Raw genomic sequence first — 25,906 nt, forward strand, 5'->3', positions numbered from 1 at the left:
GAATTGAATAGTAACTGAACCAAATGGATGCGAAGCATTACCGAATAAATCTTGAACAATCACCCTTGTCGGTTCAGGATTTTAGGGCAGGGAGGGTAAAATAAAATGAGGTCCCCTCCCCCTTAATGGAATCAAACCAGAGTCTACCCCCGTGACGTTCGACGATTTTTTTGCAGAGGGTTAACCCAATGCCGGTACCCGGATATTCATCGTAGGAATGCAGGCGATAAAATGCCTCAAAGATGCGATCGCCTTGGTCCGGGTCGATGCCAATGCCATTATCCCGGATTTCAAACTGCCATTCTTCCCGATTATTTTGATTACAGGAAACCTCAATTTGTGGAGAAACATCCGGGAGTCTAAACTTAATAGCGTTAGCCATTATATTTTGAAAGAGCTGCATCAATTGACTCTCGTTTCCCCGGACGGTGGGCAGGTGGGAATGGGTAATAATCGACCCACTTTTGGAAATTTCCCCGCTTAAATTAGCCAAAGCTTCTTCTAACACAAAATTGGAATCAATGGATTCAAAACTTTGGGGTTGGGGGGGAATGCCGACTTTAGAGTAGGTCAGTAAGTCCTGAATCAGTTGGGTCATTCTCCCAGAAGCATCAATAATATTTGTCAGATAGCGCTCGCCATCGGGACCGAGTTGCTGTTCATATTTCCAAGTTAGCAAATCCGCATTGCCTATAATCACTTGGAGGGGAGATTGTAAATCATGAGATGCCACATGAGCAAATTGCTCTAGTTCCAGATTAGACCGCACCAGTTGAGCATTTAAGGCTTGCAATTCTGCCTTTTGGACCTTGAGTTGATATTGGAGTTGTTGAATGGTTAGGTGATGTTTAACTCGGGCGAGGACCTCTTCAATTTGAAAAGGTTTGGTAATATAATCAGACCCCCCACTTTTAAAAGCTTTAACTTTATCCCATTCATCCTCCAGTGCGCTGATAAAAATGATCGGAATATCCTGAGTTTTGGGGTCCGATTTCAGCCGTTGACAAACCTCATAACCATCCATATCCGGCATCATAATATCTAGTAAAATGACATCGGGTAACAGAGTTTGACAAGCAGTCAGAGCAATTTGACCATTCAGGGCTTTGCGGACTTTATAGCCGCGATCGCTGAGTATTTTAGCCAGGACTCGGAGATTGACCGGGGTATCATCAACAATCAAAATATCTTTAGGGGTATGCTCCTGGGATGCCGAATTCATGATGTCTCCTGTTTAATAAATGCCATTACTGTTTCAAATTGAAAGTTATTGGCCAGTTCCGTCAGTGCCTTGGCGAACGCAGCATTTTCTGGGGGAATTTCCTCAATTAACTCTAAAATCATATCATCACTACATTGGCAGGCTGCATCATAAACGCGCACCACCCAATCCCGGGGCATGACTTGGAAAGATTGAGGCTCAAGAATAAAGGCTGAATCCTCCGTTGCACCTTGAATCCTGTTGGGGGAGTCTGACTCTAAGGGCTCATCATAAATATATCGTACCCCTATATGCTCAACCACCTTAGAGAGCAAAACTTCTTCCCGAAAAGGCTTGTGAATAAAATCATTGCATCCGGCAGCAAGCACCAGTTGACGGTCTTCTTCAAAAGCACTCGCAGTTAAAGCAATCACGACGGTGTTTTGCCCCTTTGGGGTGGCTTTAATTAGTCGAGTCGCTTGAAATCCATCCATGTCCGGCATCCTCATATCCATCCAAATTAAATGGGGGTCCCAGTTTTCCCAAATTTCCAGGGCCTCGCGACCCGAGGCCGCACCCCGGACGGAAAACCCTAATCCGGAGAACAGGGTAATCAGCAGTAGACGGCTTTCAAAGGCATCATCGACGGCTAAGATTCGGTATTCCGGCTGATTGGGTGCTAAGGCGATCGCCCGGGGTTTGGTGAGTCCCTGGGAACAAGGCACAGGTTCCCCTTGACCGGGGGTCAAGTCAAAGGAAAACACCGTCCCTTGATCGGGGGTACTGCGAACCTGAATCTGTCCCCCCATCAGTTCCACAAATTTCTGGCTAATCGGTAACCCCAGACCCGTGCCTTGTCCCGATTTTATCCCGCTTTCGGTTTGAGAAAAGGGTTCAAATAGCCGGTGCATCTCGTGAGCAGCAATTCCCGGACCTGTGTCTTCGATTTCAAAGTAAAGTTTCTTGAGGCGATCGCCTAGAACGGGTTCCCCCGGTGGCGTCCCCTCGTCGGTGAGAGCCCGGACCCGCAGGAAAACCCCCCCAGTTTTGGTAAATTTAATCGCATTCCCCAAAATATTGAGTAACACCTGACGCAGTTTTCCTTCATCGGTGCTGATAAACTGTGGCACTTGGGAATCAATCTCAAAATCAAGTTGTAACCCTTTAGATTTAGCCTTGAGTCGCAACATGGTTTCCAGGTTGTCCAGCAAATCCCAGAGGTCGAAACTGACTTCATGAAACCCGGTGCGGCCTGCTTCAATTTTAGACATTTCCAAAATGTCATTAATTAAATCCAGCAGATGTTCTCCAGCGCGATTAATAATCCGTAATTGCTCCGCCTGTTGGCTGTTTAAAGAAGCATCGCGGGTCATCACCTGGGAAAAGCCAAGGATAGCATTCAGGGGAGTTCGCAGTTCGTGACTCATATTCGCCAGAAACTCGCTTTTGGCACGGTTGGCGGTATCAGCAGCGATCGCCGCTTTTTGTAGGGCCTGAGCTTGCTTTTGCGTCCGTTCGAGCAGTTGCGCTTGCTGCAAGGCTACCCCTAATTGCGTGGCAATTTGGATGGCAATATTCACATCGGCTTGTTTCCAATAGCGCGGACCGCTATTTTGGTAAATCGCCAACAGTCCCCAGAGTTGATTATGGGCAAAAATCGGGACGATCACATAGGCTTGCGCTTGCAATCGAGACAGATGGGAGAGTTCGTCGGGGTTTAAAGGGGCCTGGGTGAGGTCGGGGATCACCAGCCCGGGCACATCCGACGGGTGGGGATAGAGGGGGTCGGGTTGGCGATCGCTTTGGTCCAGGGCTTCCAGGGTCAAGTTCCAGGCATTCAAAGCCGCTTCAGTATCCCTCAACCCTTGATCCCGGAGGTATTTCTCTGGGGGTTTCCCATCCGGTGCCGCCAACAGGGGGACCCATTCTTGACCCACGGACTCCCAGATCGAGTTTATATCGGGTTCAGGAGGACATCGATAGACGACGACCCGATCGCTTTCTAGGAGTTGTCGCAAATCCTCCGTTGTCGCGGCGAAAATCTGGTCTAGTTCCAAGGTTTGGCGCATCCGTTGGAACAAGATAAAAATGGCCCGATCGCGTTCCGAGCGTTCTAACAGTTCATTTTCGGCTTGTTTACGATCGCTGATATCGGAAATCGTGCCAATGTATCCTTTTAGAGTCCCGTCGGGATTGATTTCGGCGATCGTCTGACCCATGACCCAGGTAATTTTTCCATCCGGACGCAAGAACCGATACTCGGACTTAAACGGGATTTGATGTTCCGAGGCTGTATGACACTCTTGACTCACGCGACTGCGGTCTTCCGGGTGCAAGGTACTCATCCATCCCGGTCCTAGAGATTCAGCCAAGGATAGTCCCGTAATTTCACACCAGCGTTGATTCACATAGAGACAGTTGCCTGCGGCATCGGTGTGAAAAATCCCCACGGGAGAGGCTTCTGCTAAGGTTTGATAGCGCCGCACCGATGCCTGGAATGCCTGTTGGGCGATTTTCCGCTCTGTGATATCGATCCAATACCCCACGCACTCTGTAGCATTGCCGGTTTCATCTCGGACTAATCTCATGCGATCGTCAACCCAGTGATAGGTGCCGTCGGCATGGAGAAAGCGATATTCCTCGCTCACACTGCGTTGGGAGACGAGGGTGGAGATTTTACCAAAGAGGCGATCGCGGTCTTCTGGATGAATCCGATCTATCCAAAACCTGGGGTTTTCTAAAAATTCCCGCGCTTCATACCCCAGGATCATCTGGACATTTTCACTCATAAAGGTGGCGCGATAGTTAGCGAGATCCGCACTATAGATAATCGCTGGACTGGAACTGAGCAAGTATTGTAGGCGTTCTGTGGTTTGTTGTAACTGGACTTGCGCCAAAACGCGATCGCTGATATCTCGTCCTTCCGGGATCAGCAAGATTACCCTCCCCTGTTCGTCCAGAACGGGTTTTAGGGAAAAATCTAGGGTGAGAGTTATCCCTAAAACCCCTGTGGCTTCGACTTGATAGCGGATGAATTCCCCCTGGGATGCCTGGGATGTGGCCTCCCTGAGTTGCTGTTGCAGTGCCGCTGAGCGATTCCACCAAGGCAGTTCCCAGAAGGGTTGACCGACCACTTGGGCCTGTTCTAAACCGATAAAATCTAGGGCGGTTTGATTCAGTTCCAAGACAGTGCCATCGGGGTTAAGCAGGCCGATAAATTGGAACATGGAGTTGAAAATGGCCCGGAATCGTTGCTCACTTTGTTGCAGGGCTTGCTCGGATTTCAGGCGTTGGATTTCCGCAGCAGCGCGATCGGCAAAAAGTTTTAAAATGGATTCAGTGTGAGCCGTGGCAAACATGGGTTTGTCATCGAGGACTGCCAGATAGCCTAAGATTTCGCCCTGGGCCGTTTGGATGGGTAAACCCAGATAACTCTCGGCATTGAGAGTAACTAAGCCGAGATCCGAGGGAAATAGATTCTGGAGAGAGTGGGAATAATAACAGGTTTTGCCCGTTTTCAGCACCACATCACAGGGGGTTCCTGGGAGTTCATATTCGATGGGTTCACTCCAGCTACTGCCGGTCCAAAAGGCCAGGGAACGGGCCCGATTTTGGGTCGAGTTGCTATATTCCGCAAGGAGGGCATACTTGACTTGTAGCACGTTGGCGATGGAGCGAACGCAGGACCGGAAGTATTCCATGCCACCGGCGGCAGCGCTGCCTTCTACCATTGCTCGCAAGGCTTCTTCTTGCTGTCGGCGTTCGGTGATATCGATGGTGGTTCCGGTGGCCCCGCGAATCCGCCCTTCCGAGTCGCGTAAGGCGATCGCATTCACCAGGACGTAAATCTGTTTGCCGTCTTGACGCTGATAGCGGGTTTCATGTTGAAGCAGGGGTTCTCCCTCTTGCAGCAGCCGTTCCAGGAGCTTTCTTTCCTGCTTGCGGTATTCCAAGGCGACAAATTGAGTTAATTTGCAGCCGAGGGTTTCGGTGGGGGTATAACCGTAAATTTTTTCCACTGCTGGATTAACAAAGGTATAACAGCCCCGGATATCGATAGACCAAATGACATCTTGTGAGGCATCTACCAGGGCTCGATATTTCTGTTCGCTGTGCCGGAGGGCTTCTTGGGTGATGCGGCGCTCAGTGATTTCTCGTTGTAACTGGATATTTTGTTGCTCAAAGGCGAGGCGGGCTTGTTTTTCCTCTTCCAGGAGTCGGGCTTGGGCGATCGCAATTCCCAGTTGCGCCGCGATCGCCTCGATCAGTTCTACCTCTTGTGCGGTCCACTGACGAAAGCGATCGCACTGGTGCAAACTGATAATCCCATTGGCTTGACCTTGATAAAAAATCCCCACGGATAGCATCGACTTGATGGTGATTTGTCGATGCAGGGAATTGGCACTCTCCAGCCTGGGGTCGGTATTGACATCATCGTAGGCGATCGCCCGTTCCTCAAAGAGCAACCGTTCTAAGCCCGGATTGTCTGCCAGGTAAATGGTTCGGGGTTTGAGGGAGGAATGACCCGGGCTTAAATATTCACCGATTACGGGAATCATCGGCACAGGTTCCTCTACACAGGTATGAATCACGCAACGACAGACTTTAAAAGCCCGTCCGATCGCATTTGCAGCGGTCTCAAAGACTTGCTGGGTTTCGATTTCGCTGCGAATGCGCTCAGTGATTTCCCGCAGCAAATTACTCCGATGTAATTGTTGTTCGATCGCGAGTCGGTTTCGTTCGCGATCGGTGATATCTTTACTAAAGGTTAAAATGCCGGGATTCCCATCCATCTCAACGAATTCCGAACAGATCAGAAGGGTTTTGATTTCCCCGGTTTGGGTGCGAATTTGGGTTTCTATGTTGGTCAGGCTGCGTTGCTGGCGAAATTGCTCCCGAATGGCGGTAGCGGCTTCTGGATTGACAATAAAATTGAGTTCTTCAGAAGTTTTCCCCAGGATTTCTGCACGAGAATAGCCCCGTTGCTGACAAAACCCGTCGTTAACTTCTAAATACCGGCATTCGGGCCAAGAAAGGATGGCGATCGCATCAGGAGAAGCGCGAAAGGCTAAGGCAAATTTTTCTTCCGTAATCTGACGCTGGCGATCGGCCTGTTGTCGTTTGGCCCCTTGCAACGTAACCGCAGCCAGGTCCGCCAGGGACCGAATGAAGTTTTCCTCCTCCGGGGTCCAGAGGCGATCGGGGGTGAACCTGGCACTTTCTAAGAGTCCAATGGTTTGACCGTCCTGGCGGATCGGGGCCAGGGAAAGGCCACCGATTAGCCCGGGTTGCTGGGGAGAGTTGGTGGGGTTCTCCAAGTCGCAGTGGCAGACAAAAGTGAGGGAGTCTGTGGAGGCGGTTTGTAGGGAGACTAAATACTCTCCGAGGAGATCGGGATTGACTGCCTCAATTCCTTCTAAATTCTTTTCAAAGTGGGCGAATCGTTCCAGTCTTGTTCCCCGTTCGTCATACAACCACACCCCCGCGCGATCGAGGTTTAAATAGTTGACAGCCGCAGCAATAAGTTTGTGAAAGGCGGCTGTCTTATCTCCCTGATAGAGGTCGGGACTTCTGGCGAGGTCGGTTAAGAGGGTATTTTGGATGCGAAGTTCTTCGGCCCGGTCTAGGAGGGCAGTTTCTGCTAATAGACGATTTTGGATTTCTTGTTGGAGGTGATTATTTTGAGTTTCCAGTTCTTTTTGCAGCGATCGCAAGCGCAGTTGATTCTCAATTCGGGCAATGACCTCAATGACCTCAAAGGGTTTGGTAATATAATCAACTGCCCCCAGGGAAAAGGCTTTGACTTTATCCAGGGCATCACTTAAAGCCGTTAGAAAAATAATCGGAATATCCCGAGTCCTGGGGTCAGATTTCAGGAGTTGGCACACTTCATAGCCATCGGGTTGGGTCATCAAAATATCCAGCAAAATTAGGTCCGGGGGATGCACGAGGGCAGCGGCGATCGCGGAAAGACCCTCTAGGACTGGCCGAACCACATACCCCCGCTGGGATAAGACTTGGGTTAACAGGCGCAGATTCTCCGGGGTATCGTCTACGACTAATATATTATCGGCAGGTTTAGGGCTGTTCATTTTTATAATTGACTCTGACGAATAAATGACAAAATACTCGGATAATCAAATTCATCGACCCACTGTTTCAGGGCCTTTGCGATCGCGGCATTTTCCTCGGGGGGATGGAGGGCAATTTGGGCGATCGCCTGGTTCATTGCCGCCACATCAATACAGACTACTGCCCGTTCCAGTTCTTCGAGAATCCCTGAAGGCCAGTCCGACAGCAATCCTGGATTGAGTAACATCGGGGGCGTGAAGAAAGAGGGCTCTGGATGGGATTTTTCTTCATAAATAAAGCGCACACCGATATAGTTCTGTATTGTCTCAAAGATAACGGATTCATCCAAGGGTTTGCGAATCCAATCATCGCATCCTGCCGAAAGGATACTGGCTGTTTCTGAGGGGAGGATACTCGCGGTAACCGCAATAATCACAGTTTCCTGATCCGAGGCCATCTCTTTAATCTGCTGGGTGGCTTGATAACCATCCAGGACCGGCATCTGCATATCTATAAACATCAGATGGGGATACCACTCTGACCACAGGGCGATCGCCTCTTGCCCATTCCTCGCTTCCCGCAGTTCAAAGCCGAAGGGAGACAACAACGCAACTAACAGTTGCCGATTATCTAATTGATCATCCACAATCGCAATCCGATACCGGGGTTGGTTCGGGGCCAGGGCCACTGGACAGGTTGCCCTCTCTGGAGTCGCCTCGGGAATTTCCGAGACTTCCTTCACCGGCAGATAAACCGTGAAGCAACTACCCCTTCCCAGTTCAGATTCTAGGGTGATCTCCCCTCCCATCAGTTGGACGAACTTGCGCGAGATCGGTAATCCCAGTCCCGTTCCTTCCGCAGAGATAGATCCGCTTTTGGTTTGTACGAAGGCATCAAAGAGATTCTCGATATCTTCCTTGGCAATTCCCGGTCCGGTATCTCTCACTTCAAAGGCCAACATATTCCCAGGAAGCCGGGAAATCACCCCCCCTTGATGGTCCAAAACCGTCCCCGATTCCTGATCCGCACTCCATCGTCTCACCCATAAACCCACCCCCCCGGTTTGGGTAAACTTTATGGCATTTCCCAATAAATTAATCAACACCTGTCGCAGTTTCATTTCATCGGTCTGTAAATATCGGGGAACCTCGGGACCGTAGTCTACAGAAATCTGCAATCTTTTTTCCTGGGCTTTAAAGCAAAACATCGATTTCACATCATCGAGTAAGCCATACAAATCAAAACGGGTTTCCGTGACACTGATGCGTCCCGATTCAATCTTCGCCATATCTAAAACATCATTAATCAGGGTTAACAGATGTTGACCACTGCGCCGAATAATCTCAGTCTGTTCTCGACATTCCGCCGGTAAGGAGGGATGGCGTCCAATCAAGTGAGTAAAACCGAGAATCGCATTTAGGGGGGTTCGCAATTCATGGCTCATATTGGCTAAAAAGCGGCTTTTCGCCCGATTCGCAATTTCCGCCGCTTCTTTGGCCGCCACTAATTCAGCCGTTCGTTCTTCAATTTGTTGTTTTAACACTCGATTATAATCGTTTAGAACGGCTTTCGCTTGCTGGATTTCTCCAATATTTTCATAGGCATTAATAGAATAAATAATCTCTCCTTCGGAGTTATAAATCGGAATTGAATAAACTTTCAAAGGAACAGTCTGCCCCTCATCAAAGCGAATTTCTAAATCATCAACCATCACGGTTTCCCCCTGTAATGCCCGGATGCCCGGGAGTTGTTCTGTGGGGTAAAGTTGATCCGTCCCGGTCCGATAGACTTGATAGGTTTTCGATAAATCTTTGGCGGTGATATCGGCAACAATTCCCTTTCTAAACAAGCATTTTCCCGTGGGATTAACATAGGCCAGACTGCCATCGGGATTCATCACCGTCACCCCCACAGGCAAGGCTTCCAGAAAGTCATGCAAGCGGCGTTCACTCTGGGAAAGGGCGTGATTTAAGGTTTGCAGTTCCGCTAAGGAGTTTTGGAGTTGGAGTGCCATTTGATTAAAGGAAAGGGCTAATTCTCCCACTTCATGAATCTCAGAGATTTTGACGGGTTTGTGCCGTTCTCCTTTAGCTATATCTTTCGCGGCTAAATTGAGGGATAAAATCGGTTCGGTGATCCAGGCGGAGGTCATCAGTCCGCAGCCGATCGCCCCAAAGAGGGCCAGAATACAAAGAAAAACCATCAGACGAGTGTTCTCCTCAATGTCCTGCATAAAATCCTCCGCAGGAATCACCACGGCAATCAGCCAATCTAACCCCAAGTCATCCTGTAGGGGAACCAGTTGTAAATAATGAAGATTTCCCTCGATGCGAAACTCTAAGTGTTCAGGTTTCTTCAGGGTCTGCCAATTGGTCCAGTGCGATCGCAAATATTCACTGGTTTTTTGAACCAAAGGGTCTTGACTCTCTATCCCCTGAAGTCGTTGCAACCGTTGAGTTTGATGGTCCTCCCGGATGCGATAGGGGAGTTCCAAGCTGGAACTGCCGACGAGCAAACCATTCCGTTCCATGATAAACACTCGTCCCTTTTTCCCAACCCTCAACTTGGCGAGGAATTCAGGAATCAACGAAAGATCAGAGGCGGCAGAAAACACCCCTAGCAGTTCCCCACTCTGAGGATCATAGAGGGGATAACTCGCATTGAGGGAGAGGTCCGAACCATTCCCTACCTCAAAAATAGGCACCCAAGTGGGTTGACCTGCCTCCACGGCTTGACGATACCAGGGACGCTGCTGGACTGGCGGTTGCCTCCAGGAGTCAATCAAGTAAGTTTTTTTACCATCCTGCCCCAGGCGATAATAATAGATTAAGTTCTGTTCGAGGGGATCTGACATCAGCATTCCCCAGACGGGATACGAAGAGGCAATTCGCAATACTCCCTGTTCTGTGCCCACTAAAATGTGGCTGACCTCTTTAAACACCTGGATCTGTTGAAAGAGATGGCGTTCAAGGTTCTCAGGATCCGCCAGATTGAGTTGACCGTTGCGAACCGTTTCGGCATTGATGCGATTGATTTGGTGGGGAATGGCCAGATGTTGGGTGAGTTGTTGTTTGAGGCGATCGCTGACTTCATCCATCAACTGGTAAGCGAGTTGGGCGATCGCCTCTTGACTGTTCCGATAAGAGAGATATCCCGTCAACCCCACCGCCAACACAATTTGCAGCACAAAAGGAATAATTAAAACCCGACGTAGAGGGACCTGTTTGACCCAGTGCATCACCATAGTGGCGATCGCGTTCTTGAACATAAATCATCAAGATAACGGGATAAAGAATCTCTACTTATTGTATCCCGGAATACGATTTCTCCGACGAATTGAATCGGAATTTCCTCGGCCATTTAAGAATGATTCATAACTCCCCCAAACTGACAGTCCTCCCCAATCATAGAACCCCTCAATCCCCCACCCTTAGCCTCTGGATTCATCCGGGCTATACTTCCTCCCCAGTTCACCTCCAGTTAGATTTAAAATAACCTCTCACACCACCGCTTCACCGACCTGAATGCTCACGGAATTTCTCACTGGATAATCAGCGCGATCGGCCTTCGGATGCAGCCTCCACTCATCAGGAAATCCGGGCAATCTCGCCCCTGACCTTTATGACCCACCGCAGGTAAGAGAAGGCTATAGCGAGGGAAGCTTCGTTCCCACACAAGCGACTCCCGCCCCATTCAGAAATAGACTATCCGGATTGGCGGGTGAGGGCTTGAAACAGGGGAGGATCTCAAGAATGAAAAGAAACCTAACCCCCCAGCCCCCGAACCACCTCTCTATAGAAGAGAGGGCCTTAAAAGAGGTGGGGAGGGGGGAGAGGTTCGATCGGTTTTTAGGCAAAATTGAGATGCTCCCGGAAACATGAAACATCGGCTAGGCATGAGCCTTAATTGCTGCTACAAAACAACAGAATTACGATGAAATTTAACCCATTTAAGCTCAAAATAACCTCGTTTTGGATTGGATTATTAACGTTTTTACTCGCCGTCAGTTTCTCCCATCCCGGAAACGCCGTTCCCGCCGATATCCAAACCTTTGTAAATCGATTGACCCCGCAGATGGAACGGCTTTTACAACAGCAACTCCATCGCCGACAAGTCTTTTTTGATATTGCTCCTCAACAATCGGGAACGATTACCCGATTAGAACCTTATGCTCGCATTGAGCGAGATACAGTCTTCCAGGTTAGTATTACTTCTCGTGGCAACATCCCGGTGTTGAATGGGAAAGTTTTAACGGCCCCAGAACGGGATTTAATTGAAAAATTAGCTCTCGAAACTTTTCCCAATGGGGCGGAATCCCATTTAGCAATTTTCCCCTATTCTGATATTGATTTAGATTATGGCATTACGGTCAAAACTTTTAGCAATCTCTATACCAAACCGACCCTAGAAATTCGCGACTTAGCCACCCAAGTGCGGATGGGAACTGCACTCAGGCTATTAGATTATAGTGCTGATGGTAAATTTGTGCGAGTCAGAGTAGAAGATGATGGATATCTGGCTTGGATTCAACGGCAAGATTTGCTGGAATGCGATCGCCCGACCTTTGAGGCTTGGATCAATGCCCCGAAAGTGCAACTCACCGAGACGATTTCTCAACCCCAACCCCTGTATTTAGGAACTCGCCTCCCTGTAGTTCCTCAAGAAACTTCCGGGGATAAAATCACCGTTAGATTACCGGATAATCACACCCTGCAATTGTCAAATTCCCAGGTAATTTCTCCTCAATTGCTTTGGGATAAAACTCCCCTGATTCAACTTGCCCAACAATTTATGCCGCAGAAAAAATATGGAGGTGGGTCTTACTTATGGGGGGGAACCGTCGGCAATCGTCTCGACTGTAGCGGCTTCGTCCAGACGGTTTTTCGCGAGGGAAATTTTTACTTACCTCGGGATGCCTATCAGCAACAATTCTATTCTCAACCTGTGGCGGCAACGTTGCAAAACCTGGATGAATTACAACCTGGGGATTTAGTTTTTTTCAGTGAAAATCGCCGGTTAGCCACTCATGTGGGGATTTATATTGGTAATTCCCAATTCATTCATTCTACTCCCCGAGGCGGTTACAGTGGCGTGAAAATTAATCGCCTCAGAAATGGGACTCAGTACGATCGCTATTTTCAGCGGATTTATTTTGGGGGGGGACGAGTCCCTCAGATTCCCATCGGCGATCGCACCTTCACCCTTCCTGCCTAATGCGGTACCCGATTGGTAGGGACTGAACCCTCTGATTCCGCCCTCTTCAGATAACCCCTGAAGGGGTTACTACAAACGTTCGTAGTGACCCCTTCACCCCCGTCATCTTGATGTAACCGCCTGGATAGGGCTAGGGGTTAAACCCCTCATCGGAGGATTACCTCCTTCATTTGTAAATGTCAATGATCGAGATCTCCGAGATGATCTGATCAAATTCATGGGTTTTGTATGCGGGCGATCGCAACCCCCCGCTTCCAGAAACTTGATACTTGAAACTGTCGAGTTTTTCTAAATAACTATGACTTACGGGGAAACCCTGCATACAACCAACCAGAGAACGCCCATATCAACCGATGAAATCCTCGAAAGAATTTTTAAATTTCGTCAGATTACTCGGTTGGATCAACAACTGTTGATGTCGGGCTTGCTATCCCCAGAGGCGATCGGCGAGGCCGAGTGGTATAAAATCAACCAGGTATTCGACCTCATCCACCAGGGTTTAATTCGAGTGGTGGATTAAGCCATCGACGTTGCGAGGTTTGATGTAAAAAAAAACAATGAACTCTAAACGGAGTCAAATTATCAACTTTTTGTTCACTATTTTTGATGCTATTTCAGTCAATAATTTAGCAAAAAAGCCGGTTTATGGCAACATAAACCGGCTTTTTGCAGACCCCTAATAGCTGGGGAATACCGATGGGACCGATCTGAAGGAGTCCAATAGGCTGTGGGTATTGCCCGAGGAAAGGTAGAGAGGAGTGGGAATGGCTTCCCGACGCCATGTAATTGTAGGGAAATCCGGACTCATTAAAGTCAGAGGTCATTACACCCCAATCCCGTCAAACAGTCAGTGGATTGCCGGATTCCGAGGGCTTCATCCTGGAAATGGGTTGCTAGACTAAGATTTCAGCTTCTTATAGTTGAATAGTCGCCACTTGTCAGTGATTGGGATCACCGAAGTTCTGCCAAATGATCGCTGTTTCTAGGTTTCTGCATCACACAACATCCCCGCAAAATCACGGATATTGACCATAAGTCAGGGGAAATCATTCGTGTTTTTACGCAGAGTCAGGAATGGGCGTGAACCAGTGCACTCTCGCCGATTCTAAAGATACAGACCCATCACCAGAGGAAATTTGTATGAACGTAGTCCTTCAGCCCCAAGGAAATTTAGACTTAAAAGCATCGGCGATGCTTCAACAAAATATTGCTCGTTTAGCCTGGGAAAAATACAATCGCTGGTTCATTGATTTAGGGGAAGTCACCACGGTGAGTCATTCCGGATTAATGGCATTAATCTCCGCTAATCAACTGGCTAAAAAAACAGGCCGCCGTTTAAGTTTGTGTAACCTGAAAGGATCAGTGATGTATCTGTTGGAAATTACTGAACTGGATGGGTTACTGGATATTTTATCCGATGACGATGAACCGATGGAGGTTGTGGATAAAATTGTATTTTGAAAAGTGGCGATCGCCCTGTTTATAGGGTGTCTCAGGGTGATATTGCGATCGCCGGCTTTTCGGGTCATTGCGCCAAATTCTCCTCACTCGGCACAAAATTCAGGTTCCAGCTTACACTTCCAGGGTTTCTTTTTCCAGTTCGGGGAGATGATAGTCCCCTCGTCCATCAATTTCAATTAACATTTTGGCCTCTTCTCCGGTAATTAATCGCGCCCCTCGTTTCCGAGTAAAATAGTTCCAACCCCACTGAATCATCACCACTAATTTATTGTCAAATTCAATCAAGAAGTAGATATGCACAAACACCCAAAATAGCCATGCAATAAAGCCGGAAAATTGAATAAATCCTAAATCCACAACCGCTGCATGACGTCCAATCACCGCTAAACTGCCAAAATCTACATAATGAAAGGGCGGATATTCCTTCTGTTTGAAGCGGTGTTGAATCACCTTGGCGACATATTCCCCTTCCTGCATGGCAACCGGCGCAACCCCGGGTAAAGGTTTGCCATCTTGATGAGCAAAATGGGCCAAATCCCCGATCGCAAAAATATTCGGATATCCCGGTAAACTTAAATCAGGTTCAACAATCACTCGTCCAACGCGATCGCGTTCAACTCCCGTCCGTTGGGCCAAAATTTCACCCATTCCCGACGCTTTCACCCCTGCCGCCCATAATAACGTGCGCGTGGGAATGATTTCCTCCCCATCTTTACGTCGGACGGTGACTGCATCTTCTGTGACATTGGTGACCAAACTATTGGTTTGTACCGTCACCCCTAATTCATGTAAAGATTTTTCCGCTTTCACGGACAATTCTGGGGGATAGGGCGGTAGAATTCTATCCATCCCTTCTAACAGCAAAATTTTCGCTTCTGTGGTGTCAATATTGCGAAAATCTTCTTTTAAGGTATTATGCGCCAATTCTGCGATCGCCCCGGCTAATTCCACCCCCGTCGGTCCTCCGCCTGCGATCGCAAAAGTTAACCAAGCTTGACGTTTTTGCGGGTCTGTTTCCTTTTCTGCCGCTTCAAATGCCATGAAAATTCGCCGCCGCATTTCTAAGGCATCTTCGACGGTTTTTAACCCCGGCGCTTTGTCTTCCCAGTGGTCATTGCCAAAATAATGATGACTCACCCCCGTGGCAACAATTAACGTATCATATCTAATTTCTTCCCCTACCAACTTCAATTTCTGCTGTTTTGGGTCAATATCCACCGCTTCTTCCAGCAGCACTTTGGTATTCTTATTTTTACTGAGTACCCCACGCAAGGGAGAGGCAATATCTGCCGGGGAAAGGGTTCCTGTTGCCACTTGATAAAGCAGGGGTTGAAATAAATGAAAATTCCGTTTATCAATTAGGGTGACTTGGACAGGAGCACGACCCAGGGACTGGGCAGCATACAGCCCCCCAAATCCACCCCCCACAATCACAACCTGATGAATCGGTGTCGTCGATTTTACATCTACCATGAGTTATATATTTCTAGTTTTAGAGAGAATTTATCCCCACTTTCCACCCCGAACTCCCGCAAGAACCAGGGGGAGAGTGAGGACTGCTTCCACTTTAAAAGAAATTCTTAACAATGGTAGTAGTGACGGTTACAGACTGTGAGCATTAGGAGTCCAGTGGGCCATTAATTTGACCATTAAACCCATACACCTGACGACTGCCGACAAAGGGAACTAATTCCACCTCTCGCTCATCTCCCGGTTCAAACCGCACCGCAGTTCCGGCGGGAATATCTAGGTGCATTCCTCGGGCGGCATCTCGGTCAAAACTCAAGGCTTCATTGACCTCAAAAAAATGATAATGTGAGCCAACTTGAATGGGGCGATCGCCAGCATTAGCGACTTGCAACCGGACGGTTTTTCGCCCCGCATTTAACTCGATTTCTCCAGTTTTAACAATAATTTCTCCGGGAATCATCATCACCTCTTACCTGTAGGATTTCAGATTAAATCGGTTCAACTTATCGAATCGGATTGTGAACCGTAACCAATTTTGTGCCATCAGGAAACGTCGCTTCCACCTGCACTTCTGCCACCATTTCCGGGACGCCTTCCATCACTTCCTCCCGGGTGAGTAAGGTTGCACCATAGCTCATCAAATCGGCAACGGTTCTGCCATCTCTCGCCCCTTCTAAAATAGCAGCAGAAATATAGGCCACAGCTTCTGGATAATTTAAAAGTAAGCCCCGATTTTTACGGCGTTCGGCAACTAACGCTGCGGTAAAAATCAATAATTTGTCTTTTTCTTGGGGAGAAAGTTGCATAATAAGTCCTTCAAATCGGCCAAACTCGCGGAGGACAACTCGGACGGCCTATAAAACTCAGGCGCAGGAGTTGCCAAACTTCACTAAACCAGTTTCGCACTTCTGGGGTCGAAGATCCACGATATCGACATAATAATCCGTGAGTGAGCCGGGTGACCCCAGCTTCGCCTTGGGAGAAACTTGAACGCGCTTCCCACAGCGATCGCGCTTCTTGGACCAGTTCCGGGGTCACCGGGTCCGCAATCCAGGCGAGAGTTGCCACAATGGGGAAACCGGCTAAAGCGGAGTTCGAGGCAACTGCGGATTCACTCCCCTGGAGATGTTGGCGATCGATCCACAGGGGACGACCCTGTTGCCAAATTTCCGTCTGCGATCGCCACGAGCCCTGAACAAACGTTTCCCCCCGGGCACTCCGTCCAAATCGGTTAATTTCCCACAACAAAAATCGGGCATCCGGTGCTAATTCAATCCGTAAATCTTGGCGATAAATTGCCCCATTAAAAATAATACTTTCCTGGGGAAGCCATTCACAATAAGCCCCAGAATCGACATGAATCTGAATAGTTTGCCGTGCAACTTCACCCAGACTGCGATAAATTTTAGCCGCCGCTGCGGTGGTAATTAAAGCATGAGCATTTTCCTGGAGATGAATCGATTGTCCCAGGGAATCACCGCCTACAATTCCCCCAGCGGTATGCAAAATTACACTATGACAAACTCCTTCCCCTTCGGGATAAAAGGGTCGCTGCATCTTGAGAGGGGCCGTCGCCTTAGCCGATACCATTTGGGTAGCTGTTCCCGATTGAGCGTAGGCTAATTCTAAGCTGCCATGCCATCCTTGAACGGCTTGATTTTCAGTCTGACTATTACTCACAAATTCTCGGATTCAGGTTACATCAAATTTAACTATAGCGTGCCGTTTGACCCGAAATCCGGTTGTCATAGTCTGTAAAAACCTGACCTGTTGCACCCTCCTCAAATCCGGCGGGGGTTTAAACCCCCGCCTAACAGCTAAAGTCGGTTAAAAACCGACTGAAAACACCACTGTATCAGACTTGCAGTCGGTTTTTAACCGAATGCAAGCTATGAGGCCGCCAATCGTTTAAACCCCCGCCGGTTGTCGCCAGTGTATCAGAGTTGCAGTCGGTTTTTAACCGAGTGAGATCTTGCACCATTCTCAACAACCGGCGGGGGTTTAAACCCCCGCCTAACAGCTAAAGTCGGTTAAAAACCGACTGAAAACACCACGGGATAGGACTTGCAGTCGGTTAAAAACCGAATGCAAGCGATGAGGCCGCCAATCGTTTTAACCCCCGCCGGTTGTCGCCAGTGTATCAGAGTTGCAGTCGGTTTTTAACCGACTTGAGCTATTAGGCGGGGGTTTTAACCCCCGCCGTAGAGGCGCTTTTATAAGCGCCTCTACAGGCTAAAAGTTTTAACCCCCGCCGGTTGTTGAGAATGGTGCAAGATGTCAGTTGAAACCGACTCGCAGCTATGAGGCCGCCAATCGTTTTAACCCCCGCCGGGTGTTGCCACTTTCGGATTAAACCGCTAGGAATCGTTGAATAACTTCATTACTGAGTTCTTCAGTGGAACCCGAGGCCACAATTCCTCCTTTTTGCATGGCATAATACCAATCGGCTTCTCGGACAAAATGCAAATGCTGTTCGACTAACAGGACCGAAATGCCCTTAGATTGGATAATCCGACGCACTGCCGCTTCGATTTCTAAAATAATCGAAGGTTGGATGCCTTCCGTGGGTTCATCGAGGATGAGTAAGCGAGGATTTCCCATCAAGGCGCGGGCGATCGCCAGTTGTTGTTGTTGTCCGCCACTCAAATCTCCCCCCATCCGATGCAACATTTTGTTTAAAACCGGAAATAATTCAAAGATTTCATCAGAAATTTCCAGATTTTTAGGCCGAGTGGGTCGCGCTTCTAAGCCCAAAATTAAATTTTCTTTCACCGTTAACCGGGGAATAATTTCCCGCCCTTGGGGGACATAACCGATGCCCATTTTAGCACGGCGATCGCTCGATTTATCGATGATGGGTTGACCCTCTAAATAGATTTGTCCCTTGCGAGGTTGCAGTAATCCCATAATCGTTTTTAATAGAGTGGTTTTGCCGACCCCATTCCGTCCAATCAAGCAGACCATTTGTCCCGGGGATACGTTCAAATCCACATCCCGCAAAATGTGACTTTCTCCATAATAAACATTTAGCCCGGATACTTGTAGCATCCGATGGGGTGAGGGTTCTGTTAGGTAGGGTTTTTCTAGGTTGTCAATTGAATTCATCAACTTTATTCTCAGTTCTTATCGGGTATTAATCTGGCTTATTCTTCATGTTCTTCTGTACTTCCCAAATAGACTTGAATCACTTTGGGGTCATTTTGCACTTCTTCGATACTCCCTTCACAGAGGACCGAACCCTCATGCAATACCGTGACTTTGCGGGCAATTTGTCGCACGAATTCCATATCATGTTCAATCACAATAATGGAATGACTTTGGGCCAAGGAAATCAGTAATTCCCCGGTGAGGGCGGTTTCTTCATCGGTTAAACCGGCAACGGGTTCATCAACGAGCAGTAAATCGGGAGATTGAGCCAGCAACATCCCAATTTCTAGCCATTGCTTTTCCCCGTGGGAAAGTAATCCCGAAGCAATATCTGCTTTAGCGACTAAACCAATGGTTTCCAGCAAGGTTTTGACCGTATTATGCTCCGATGCTGGGGTCGGTTTCAGTAAAGTTTGAAATACATTTTTATTCCGATTGCAGGAAATTTCTAAATTTTCCCGAGGGGTGAGATTTAGATAAACCCGTGGAGTTTGAAATTTGCGACCAATGCCAAACCGAGCAATACTATCTTCAGAATATTTCCGCAGGTTTCGTCCTTTAAAGAAAACTTTCCCTAGGGTGGGTTTGACTTTTCCGGTAATCACATCTAAAAAGGTAGTTTTTCCGGCACCATTGGGACCAATAATGACCCGCAACTCTCCCGTATTCATGGTGAATGTTAAGTTATTGAGGGCATTAAATCCGTCAAAACTAACGGTTAAATTTTCAATTTCTAAGATATTTTCGTTCACGGACTCTCTCTCTGACACTGGATGACTAGACTATTTCCCAACTCAACTCATCAGGAGTCGATGATTTTAAGGCTCCAGGGTTTCACGCTCCCGTTGAATTTCGGGGTCTTCTGCTAACTGGGGATAGGTAATCATATATCGCGGATGTCCGGTAATCCGGCGAAAGAAATTACCCGCTTCGGTCCGCAACCAGCCAACGATGCCATTGGGAAGAACTAAGACAACAATTAGGAAGAGTGCGCCTTGAAAAAACAGCCAAATTTCGGGGAATTGTTCACTTAAGAAACTTTTGCCGTAGTTGACTAATAAGGCTCCGAGGATGGCTCCGATTAAGGTGGCTCGACCGCCGACTGCAACCCATATTACCATTTCAATGGAAAAGGCAATATCCATTGCTCTGGGGGAAATGATACCTGCTCTGAGGGTAAATAGTGCGCCTCCGAGTCCAGCTAAAGCGGCAGAAATTGCAAAGACTAAGACTTTATATCCGGTGGGATTGTAACCGGAAAACCGGACGCGACTTTCATCGTCGCGAATGGCAATGAGTAAACGTCCGAAACGTCCCGAGGTTAACCAGCGACAAAGGAGATAGGAACCGGCTAATAGGATGACGGTAAGGACATAAAACCCATATTGAGTGTTTGGGTGGGAGATGGGAAATCCTAAGAGGGTTTGAAAATCTGTGAGTCCGTTGGTGCCGTTGAAGAGTTTTTGTTGTCCGTTGAAGAAGTTAAAAAAGACGATGGTAGCGGCTTGGGTAAGAATGGAGAAGTAGACGCCTCGGATGCGATTTCGGAATACGAGATATCCGAGAAAGGCGGCGAGGATGCCGGGAATTAACAGGATGGCGATCGCCGTGAAGGGAAAGGAGGAAAAGGGTCCCCAAAACCAAGGCAGTTCCGTTACTCCATAAAGTCCCATAAAATCGGGAAGTTGACTGCTGGCGGTTTCAGGAATTTGTAATTTGATATGCATGGCGATCGCATATCCCCCAAGGGCAAAAAATATCCCATGTCCCAAACTCAGCAATCCCGTATAACCCCAAATCAAATCAATCCCCAAGGCAACGATCGCCAAGGCTAAATACCGATGCAACAAATCCAAGCGAAAATCAGACAAGAGCAGAGGCATAACGGCAATCAAGATTAAAGCAATGACCCCAATCGCCGAGAGTTCAAATAATCGCGGTTTCTGCTTCGCAACCTGATTAACCTTGCCCTGTACCTGGAGCAATTGGTCAATCCAACTGTTATTATTACCGGAGCTTTCTTTCTGTTTCTTGTCTTCCCATTTCTCTGGAAATTTATCGTGGTTCATGCCGTTTTTTTTACCTCGTTTAACTGACCTCTAAACCTAGGCATCGACCGTGCGTCCTTTCTGAGGAAACAGTCCTGCTGGACGGAGTTGTAAGAACAGAATAATCAGCACAAATACCATCACTCTTGCCATGCTAGTAGTGGCAAAAAAGGTCAAAAAATTAAATAAAGCACTGTCGGGAGAAACCATTGAAATGAAAATTCCTGAACCAATAATGTAGTTCACCAATCCAATGGCAAGTGCTGCAACAACGGTTCCAATAATTTTGCCGACTCCCCCGACAACCACCACCATAAATGCATCCACAATATAGTTTTGGCCCGTATTCGGTCCAACGGAACCGAGCAAACTAATGGCACAACCGGCAATTCCAGCTAATCCGGAACCGATCGCAAAGGTTAAGGCATCTACTTTTTGGGTGGGAATTCCCAGACAAGCACTCATGCTGCGATTTTGAGTAACGGCACGAATTCGCAATCCCCAGGGCGATCGCAACAAAAATAAGTAAATTCCGACCACACAAACCACAGTTAAGGCAATAATAAATAACCGGACATAAGGCAATTGGAACGTGCCAATGGGAATCCCTCCGCGCAACCAACCCGGTGCCGTCACATCCACCCCTTGTGCGCCAAACCAGGGTTGAGTGAGGGCTAGTCCAGCAGATTTGCCTAAAATCGCACCGAGTGCCAGGGTAATTCCAGCGGAAAGAGGCAGCAAAATGGCGATCGCCCCATTACGAATCCGCTCAAAATCTGGACGCCGCTTCACCCCCCACAATCCCCCAAAAAATAGCAGACAAAACACCCCTATTTGAAGGCACATCAGCCAACTGATACTCCGGACCAATTGTTGCAAAATCAAGCTCACGCCCCAGGTTGCCAGGAGGGTTTCCAAGGGTCGTCCATACAGGTAGCGAATCACCCCCCGTTCTAGGAGAACTCCTGCTAAAGCTGCCACTAAAAAAGCCAAAGGCAGTGCAGCAATAATATAGAACCCAAACCAGGGTTCTCCAAATCCTCTAAACACATTTTGGACAACAAATGTTGTGTACGCTCCTAGCATCATCAATTCACCATGAGCGAGATTAATCACGCCCATAATGCCAAAGACAATGGCTAATCCTAATGCCGCAATTAATAAAACCGATCCAATGCTAAGGCCATTAAATAGGCTTTGTAAAAATAGTTCCATTATAGGTGAGTTAAATTATCTCCACGAAGGGTTTAATTTTCTTTTACTTGTAATGGTTTAGAGTTTAATAGGTCAAGAAAAAATACTTTGACTTATCTTTACCTTCTAAACTCTAAACATTACCGTTGCCAAGTTTTGGCAATTTTTACATCATGTACTTGCCACCTTTAGTCGGGTCTTCCCAATTGCAGGAATAGCCCTTTGTATCTGCCACATATTGATTCCAAGGAATTGGGTCAACCGGGGCCGGGGTTTCGGAGACAATTTTAAACATTCCATCATCCCCAATTTCACCGATGCGGACCGTTTTTGAGAGGTGATGGTTATTTTGGAGGGTAACCAGACCTCCTGGAGCTTGTAAAGTTTGTCCCACAGCGGCTTTACGGACGGCCTCAATATCATCCGCCGTTCCCGCTTTTTCCACCGCTTGTTTCCACAAATAAACCATAATATAAGCGGCTTCCATTGGGTCATTTGTCACCCGATTTTGGCCGTATTTTGACTTAAATGCCTGAACAAACTTTTGGTTTTCGGGGGTATTTACCGATTGAAAATAATTCCAAGCGGCATAATGACCTTTGAGATATTCAGTCCCGATCGCTCGCACTTCTTCTTCCGCAATACTCACCGACATGGTGGGATATTTGTCCGGTGTCAACCCAGCCCCTTGCATCTGTTTGAAAAAGGCCACGTTGCTGTCCCCATTGAGGGTATTAAAAATCACGCCACCATCCGGCAAAGCCGCTTGAATTTTGGTAATAATTGCGGTAACTTCCGTGCCACCGAGGGGGATATAATCTTCTCCCACGGTTTGTCCCCCTTTGGCTTCAAGTTGAGCCTTAATAATCGTATTGGCGGTACGGGGAAACACATAATCGGACCCGACTAGAAAGAATTGCTGGCCTTTATTTTCTAACAGCCAATCCACCGCCGGTTCAATCTGTTGATTGGGGGCTGCCCCGGTATAGAAAACATTCTTAGAGCATTCTTGCCCTTCATACTGCACGGGATACCATAACATATGACCACTCGACTCGAACACCGGCAAAACGGCCTTGCGCGAGGCGGATGTCCAGCAGCCAAAAACCGTCGCCACTTTATCCCGATCAATCAGTTTTCTGGCTTTTTCCGCAAAGGTGGGCCAATCCGACGCCCCATCTTCCACAACCGCCTGAATTTTCTTGCCGAGAACCCCGCCAGCGTTGTTAATTTCCTCGATCGCCAACTGTTCTGCATCAACGACACTTTGTTCGCTAATCGCCATCGTGCCACTTAAGGAATGGAGGATTCCCACCTTAATCGTATCTACGCCACCACCTGCCCCCGGAGTTGCTGCATCCGTTTCCGCTACATTGCCCTCGGTACAAGCTTTCAGCAGAATGCTGCTTCCTAGGGCAGCGGTACCATAAAGCAGAAATTTACGCCGTCCAAGTCGATGTGTCATCCTATTTTTGTACTCCTACTGGCATTGACTCGCTCCTATCAGAGCCTTGATATTAAAGCGATCTTCTCAGGAACAAATTGTATTTCTGGATACAGAAATTTTCTAGGCATTCAAGCCTTAGTCCTCTGATATTTAGTCTGAGCCAATTTGTGACAATGTTGCGATTTCTAACAATTGTGAGGTCGAGGGGTAACGGTAGCTTTATGGACCTTAACATACCCTGTAAGAACCGGATTAAGATACGCATGAGTCCCGGGATTTGCTTGCACTTGATGCGATCGCCCCCCTGAACCCCGTCTCCAATCTCGCTATAGTACCGGCACAAAAGTGCCACTTTTTAAACCAGATTAGCCTCAATAAAATCAATCACCCCTTGCAGTCCTTCTTGGGTCTTCAAATTAGTAAAGGTAAAGGGCCGACTGCCGCGCATTTTTTGGCTATCCCGTTCCATCACCCCCAAATCTGCCCCCACTAAAGGGGCCAGGTCAATTTTATTAATCACTAACAAATCAGATTTGGTAATTCCTGGCCCTCCCTTGCGGGGAATTTTATCCCCAGCGGCAACATCAATCACATAAATGGTGAGATCGACTAATTCCGGGCTAAAAGTCGCCGCTAAATTATCCCCGCCACTTTCTACAAATACCAAATCCAGGGTCAAAAACCTCCGTTCCAGTTGGGCGATCGCAGCTAAATTCAACGAGGCATCTTCTCGAATTGCTGTATGAGGACAGCCCCCCGTTTCTACCCCCATAATTCGCTCCTTTTCCAGGGCCTGCGATCGCACTAAAAATTGAGCATCTTCCTGGGTGTAAATATCATTCGTCACCACCGCCAAGTTATAGCGATCGCGCATTGCTTTACACAATGCATCCACTAACGCCGTTTTTCCTGAACCCACGGGACCCGCAATTCCGACACGAAATGAACTCATAATTAGGTTTTTTGTCATTGGTCTTATGTCATTGGTCTTAAGTCATTGGTCTTATGTCATTGGGTGTTCTGTTTTTTTGTCCTGATTATTCCACAATTGAAAGGACAAAGGACAAATGACCACCCTAGCTTCAACTTCTAAACAATCGGGAATATTGACTTTCATGCTGCATACTCGCTAAACTTAGCCCCCAAGTGCAACTGCTGAGGTCATCATCTTCTACCCTTAAAATTGTTTGAACTGCCGTCACCAAATTGGGTTGTAAATTAAATAATAGCTGTTGCCCTGCGGTTTGCCCCAGGGGAATCAGTTTCACCCCAGCCCCAATAAAATTACAAGCCCAACTCTGTAAATATCCCAATAAAGCCACATCCGAGGGAATCTGCCAATATGAAGCAGCAATCCCGAAGGCTACTGCAAAATTACAATCCTCCTCACTCAAGGCAGTGACTTCAACTCGGTCTTCTACCGGCCAAAGCGCCATCAATAACCGCAGTAACGCATTTCCCATCTGCCAACTCTGTTGCCGCAATTCTTCCGTTTCGCGGGTTGCCGATGACCAGTGATTCCACTCCTGGACCTTTCCCCAATTGCCTGTATGGGCTGCATTTGAGGCTCTCACCATCACCGCTCCATCTAAAGAAATTGACCCTTCTCGCAATTCCCAATTCATCCAATTTTGGAGAGTTTCTGCACTGTTGACGATGCCGCGTTCAACTAACATTTCCAACCCTTCAGAATAGCTATAAGCGCCTACAGGTAACGCCGGACTCGCCAGTTGCAACAAGGATAATAAGGAAAAATCAGTGAGCATAAATTCAAAAATAATATCAGTTAATTAGTTAATTAATAGGGTATTTTATTGGGTTAAATTCAAGAAGAAACAATCTATTTGGACCGCAGTCACTGACCCTGATGAGAGTGATAAGCTCCTAGTTCTGGATGAAAGGGAGCAGTTTCTTCTTGAACCGTTAATCCTAATTGTTCTATCAGGGTTTTTAAAACCGGGTCAATGGTCAAACGTAAATAATCGGGGTGAATTTCTAAAGGAACGTGACGATTTCCTAAATGATAAGCAGCGCGTAATAAATCCAGGGGAGTATGAGCCGTAACTATCAGGGTGGGTTCCGGTTTGGCGGTGACGAGAACCCTGATGTTCCCGGAGTCATCGGTGAGGCAGTCGCCATGACTTAAGACGGTCCCTCGGGGTAACTTGAGATGAACCTCTTCTCCTTCTTCGGTTTCAAATCGATGGCGACTGCGAGTGCGATCGTCTGCGGTGAGGGAAAGGGTCAAGGCGATCGCTGCCTCGGGATCCGGTGGCATACAGTGGGTTAAGGTCAACATTAGCAAGGGATCAACAGCAATCTGTGAACTTGTGGGACTGGGTTAGACCAAATCCTACCATTGAGGCGATCGCCTTTGAATCCCACCCTGATTTTTCTCAGGGATTTGCCTAAAAAAGTTCGGGATTCAACTGGGACCTTCCTTTGACGGTATCGGCGTCCTAGTCCCGGTTCAAAAAATTCCTGAAAAATATCTGCTAAACCCTCTAGCCAACTCAAAAAAAGCCTGCTACAATCATCTAATGTCAGTCATGCCGATGTAGCTCAGTGGTAGAGCACTTGATTCGTAATCAGGCGGTCGCGGGTTCAAATCCCGCCATCGGCTTTCAATGAAAATCGCTAAAATAGCATCCA

18 protein-coding genes and 1 tRNA gene are annotated in these 25,906 nt (G+C 47.8%); 4 read left to right on the forward strand and 15 right to left on the reverse strand.

All coding sequences use genetic code 11. The features are described from left to right. Positions 1-73: 73 nt before the first annotated feature. The 3 genes from NG795_RS07175 to NG795_RS07185 are packed head-to-tail and all read right to left on the reverse strand — an operon-like array spanning position 74 to position 10,541. Positions 74-1,222 (reverse strand): response regulator, encoded by a 1,149-nt coding sequence (locus NG795_RS07175; RefSeq protein ID WP_367287976.1) that lies wholly within the window; start codon positions 1,220-1,222, stop codon positions 74-76. Then, a complete protein-coding gene (locus NG795_RS07180) occupies positions 1,219-7,293 on the reverse strand; it encodes a PAS domain S-box protein (protein ID WP_367287977.1) in 6,075 nt (2,024 codons plus the stop codon). Before NG795_RS07180 ends, NG795_RS07175 begins: the two co-directional genes overlap by 4 nt. A gap of 2 nt (positions 7,294-7,295) precedes the next feature. Continuing rightward, complete coding sequence (locus NG795_RS07185; RefSeq protein ID WP_367287978.1) at positions 7,296-10,541, reverse strand: ATP-binding protein; 3,246 nt, start codon at positions 10,539-10,541, stop codon at positions 7,296-7,298. A 665-nt stretch (positions 10,542-11,206) separates the two neighbouring features. Between NG795_RS07185 and NG795_RS07190 the strand changes: the two genes are divergently transcribed. The 3 genes from NG795_RS07190 (at position 11,207) to NG795_RS07200 (ending at position 13,948) form a co-directional block, all read left to right on the forward strand. Next, the gene (locus tag NG795_RS07190; protein ID WP_367287979.1) at positions 11,207-12,487 is read left to right on the forward strand and encodes a C40 family peptidase; all 1,281 of its coding nucleotides are present in this window, start codon (positions 11,207-11,209) and stop codon (positions 12,485-12,487) included. A 298-nt stretch (positions 12,488-12,785) separates the two neighbouring features. Next, positions 12,786-13,007: a hypothetical protein gene (locus NG795_RS07195; protein WP_367287980.1), complete on the forward strand. Its 222-nt coding sequence runs from the start codon at positions 12,786-12,788 to the stop codon at positions 13,005-13,007. A gap of 620 nt (positions 13,008-13,627) precedes the next feature. Next, positions 13,628-13,948 carry an STAS domain-containing protein gene (locus NG795_RS07200; protein ID WP_367287981.1) on the forward strand — a complete coding sequence of 107 codons (321 nt, stop codon included), beginning with the start codon at positions 13,628-13,630 and terminating at the stop codon, positions 13,946-13,948. Positions 13,949-14,059: 111 nt separating this feature from the next. Here the strand turns inward: NG795_RS07200 and NG795_RS07205 are convergent, their stop codons facing one another. The 12 genes from NG795_RS07205 to ureE all read right to left on the reverse strand — a co-directional run bounded on the left by NG795_RS07205 (position 14,060) and on the right by ureE (position 25,553). Next, positions 14,060-15,421 (reverse strand): NAD(P)/FAD-dependent oxidoreductase, encoded by a 1,362-nt coding sequence (locus NG795_RS07205; RefSeq protein ID WP_367287982.1) that lies wholly within the window; start codon positions 15,419-15,421, stop codon positions 14,060-14,062. A 145-nt stretch (positions 15,422-15,566) separates the two neighbouring features. Beyond that, on the reverse strand, positions 15,567-15,878 hold the full coding sequence (locus NG795_RS07210; protein WP_367288168.1) for an urease subunit beta: 312 nt from the start codon (positions 15,876-15,878) through the stop codon (positions 15,567-15,569). Between the two features lie 43 nt (positions 15,879-15,921). After that, positions 15,922-16,224, reverse strand: coding sequence for an urease subunit gamma (gene ureA, locus NG795_RS07215; protein ID WP_254566088.1), 303 nt, complete (start codon positions 16,222-16,224; stop codon positions 15,922-15,924). Positions 16,225-16,234: 10 nt separating this feature from the next. Then, positions 16,235-17,098, reverse strand: coding sequence for an urease accessory protein UreD (locus tag NG795_RS07220; RefSeq protein WP_367287983.1), 864 nt, complete (start codon positions 17,096-17,098; stop codon positions 16,235-16,237). Positions 17,099-17,767: 669 nt separating this feature from the next. Further along, positions 17,768-18,466: an urea ABC transporter ATP-binding subunit UrtE gene (gene urtE / locus NG795_RS07225; protein ID WP_367288169.1), complete on the reverse strand. Its 699-nt coding sequence runs from the start codon at positions 18,464-18,466 to the stop codon at positions 17,768-17,770. A gap of 95 nt (positions 18,467-18,561) precedes the next feature. Then, positions 18,562-19,317, reverse strand: coding sequence for an urea ABC transporter ATP-binding protein UrtD (gene urtD / locus NG795_RS07230; protein WP_015149612.1), 756 nt, complete (start codon positions 19,315-19,317; stop codon positions 18,562-18,564). Positions 19,318-19,383: 66 nt separating this feature from the next. Beyond that, positions 19,384-20,550, reverse strand: coding sequence for an urea ABC transporter permease subunit UrtC (urtC, locus tag NG795_RS07235; protein ID WP_367288170.1), 1,167 nt, complete (start codon positions 20,548-20,550; stop codon positions 19,384-19,386). A 120-nt stretch (positions 20,551-20,670) separates the two neighbouring features. Next, entirely contained in the window at positions 20,671-21,828 is a 1,158-nt protein-coding gene (gene urtB, locus NG795_RS07240; RefSeq protein ID WP_367287984.1) for an urea ABC transporter permease subunit UrtB, read from the reverse strand. A 145-nt stretch (positions 21,829-21,973) separates the two neighbouring features. Further along, complete coding sequence (gene urtA / locus NG795_RS07245) at positions 21,974-23,272, reverse strand: urea ABC transporter substrate-binding protein (protein ID WP_367287985.1); 1,299 nt, start codon at positions 23,270-23,272, stop codon at positions 21,974-21,976. Between the two features lie 337 nt (positions 23,273-23,609). Beyond that, positions 23,610-24,206, reverse strand: a complete 597-nt coding sequence (gene ureG, locus NG795_RS07250; RefSeq protein ID WP_367288171.1) for an urease accessory protein UreG — start codon at positions 24,204-24,206, stop codon at positions 23,610-23,612. Positions 24,207-24,336: 130 nt separating this feature from the next. Next, positions 24,337-25,020: an urease accessory protein UreF gene (locus NG795_RS07255; RefSeq protein ID WP_367287986.1), complete on the reverse strand. Its 684-nt coding sequence runs from the start codon at positions 25,018-25,020 to the stop codon at positions 24,337-24,339. 89 nt (positions 25,021-25,109) lie between these two features. Next, positions 25,110-25,553, reverse strand: a complete 444-nt coding sequence (ureE, locus tag NG795_RS07260) for an urease accessory protein UreE (RefSeq protein ID WP_367287987.1) — start codon at positions 25,551-25,553, stop codon at positions 25,110-25,112. A gap of 252 nt (positions 25,554-25,805) precedes the next feature. On the opposite strand from ureE, the gene NG795_RS07265 reads away from it, so the two are divergent. After that, positions 25,806-25,877 (forward strand) — tRNA-Thr (locus NG795_RS07265). Positions 25,878-25,906 lie beyond the last annotated feature (29 nt).

It is taken from the genome of Laspinema palackyanum D2c (genome assembly GCF_025370875.1).
Lineage (GTDB): Bacteria > Cyanobacteriota > Cyanobacteriia > Cyanobacteriales > Laspinemataceae > Laspinema > Laspinema palackyanum.

What these genes read in the sequence shown, in the direction of transcription:
- NG795_RS07175 (WP_367287976.1), bottom strand. Translation starts at nt 1,222, where the DNA reads ATGAATTCGGCATCCCAGGAGCATACCCCTAAAGATATTTTGATTGTT.
- NG795_RS07180 (WP_367287977.1), bottom strand. Translation starts at nt 7,293, where the DNA reads ATGAACAGCCCTAAACCTGCCGATAATATATTAGTCGTAGACGATACC.
- NG795_RS07185 (WP_367287978.1), bottom strand. Translation starts at nt 10,541, where the DNA reads ATGTTCAAGAACGCGATCGCCACTATGGTGATGCACTGGGTCAAACAG.
- NG795_RS07190 (WP_367287979.1), top strand. Translation starts at nt 11,207, where the DNA reads ATGAAATTTAACCCATTTAAGCTCAAAATAACCTCGTTTTGGATTGGA.
- NG795_RS07195 (WP_367287980.1), top strand. Translation starts at nt 12,786, where the DNA reads ATGACTTACGGGGAAACCCTGCATACAACCAACCAGAGAACGCCCATA.
- NG795_RS07200 (WP_367287981.1), top strand. Translation starts at nt 13,628, where the DNA reads ATGAACGTAGTCCTTCAGCCCCAAGGAAATTTAGACTTAAAAGCATCG.
- NG795_RS07205 (WP_367287982.1), bottom strand. Translation starts at nt 15,421, where the DNA reads ATGGTAGATGTAAAATCGACGACACCGATTCATCAGGTTGTGATTGTG.
- NG795_RS07210 (WP_367288168.1), bottom strand. Translation starts at nt 15,878, where the DNA reads ATGATTCCCGGAGAAATTATTGTTAAAACTGGAGAAATCGAGTTAAAT.
- ureA (WP_254566088.1), bottom strand. Translation starts at nt 16,224, where the DNA reads ATGCAACTTTCTCCCCAAGAAAAAGACAAATTATTGATTTTTACCGCA.
- urtE (WP_367288169.1), bottom strand. Translation starts at nt 18,466, where the DNA reads ATGCTACAAGTATCCGGGCTAAATGTTTATTATGGAGAAAGTCACATT.
- urtB (WP_367287984.1), bottom strand. Translation starts at nt 21,828, where the DNA reads ATGGAACTATTTTTACAAAGCCTATTTAATGGCCTTAGCATTGGATCG.
- urtA (WP_367287985.1), bottom strand. Translation starts at nt 23,272, where the DNA reads ATGACACATCGACTTGGACGGCGTAAATTTCTGCTTTATGGTACCGCT.
- ureG (WP_367288171.1), bottom strand. Translation starts at nt 24,206, where the DNA reads ATGAGTTCATTTCGTGTCGGAATTGCGGGTCCCGTGGGTTCAGGAAAA.
- NG795_RS07255 (WP_367287986.1), bottom strand. Translation starts at nt 25,020, where the DNA reads ATGCTCACTGATTTTTCCTTATTATCCTTGTTGCAACTGGCGAGTCCG.
- ureE (WP_367287987.1), bottom strand. Translation starts at nt 25,553, where the DNA reads ATGTTGACCTTAACCCACTGTATGCCACCGGATCCCGAGGCAGCGATC.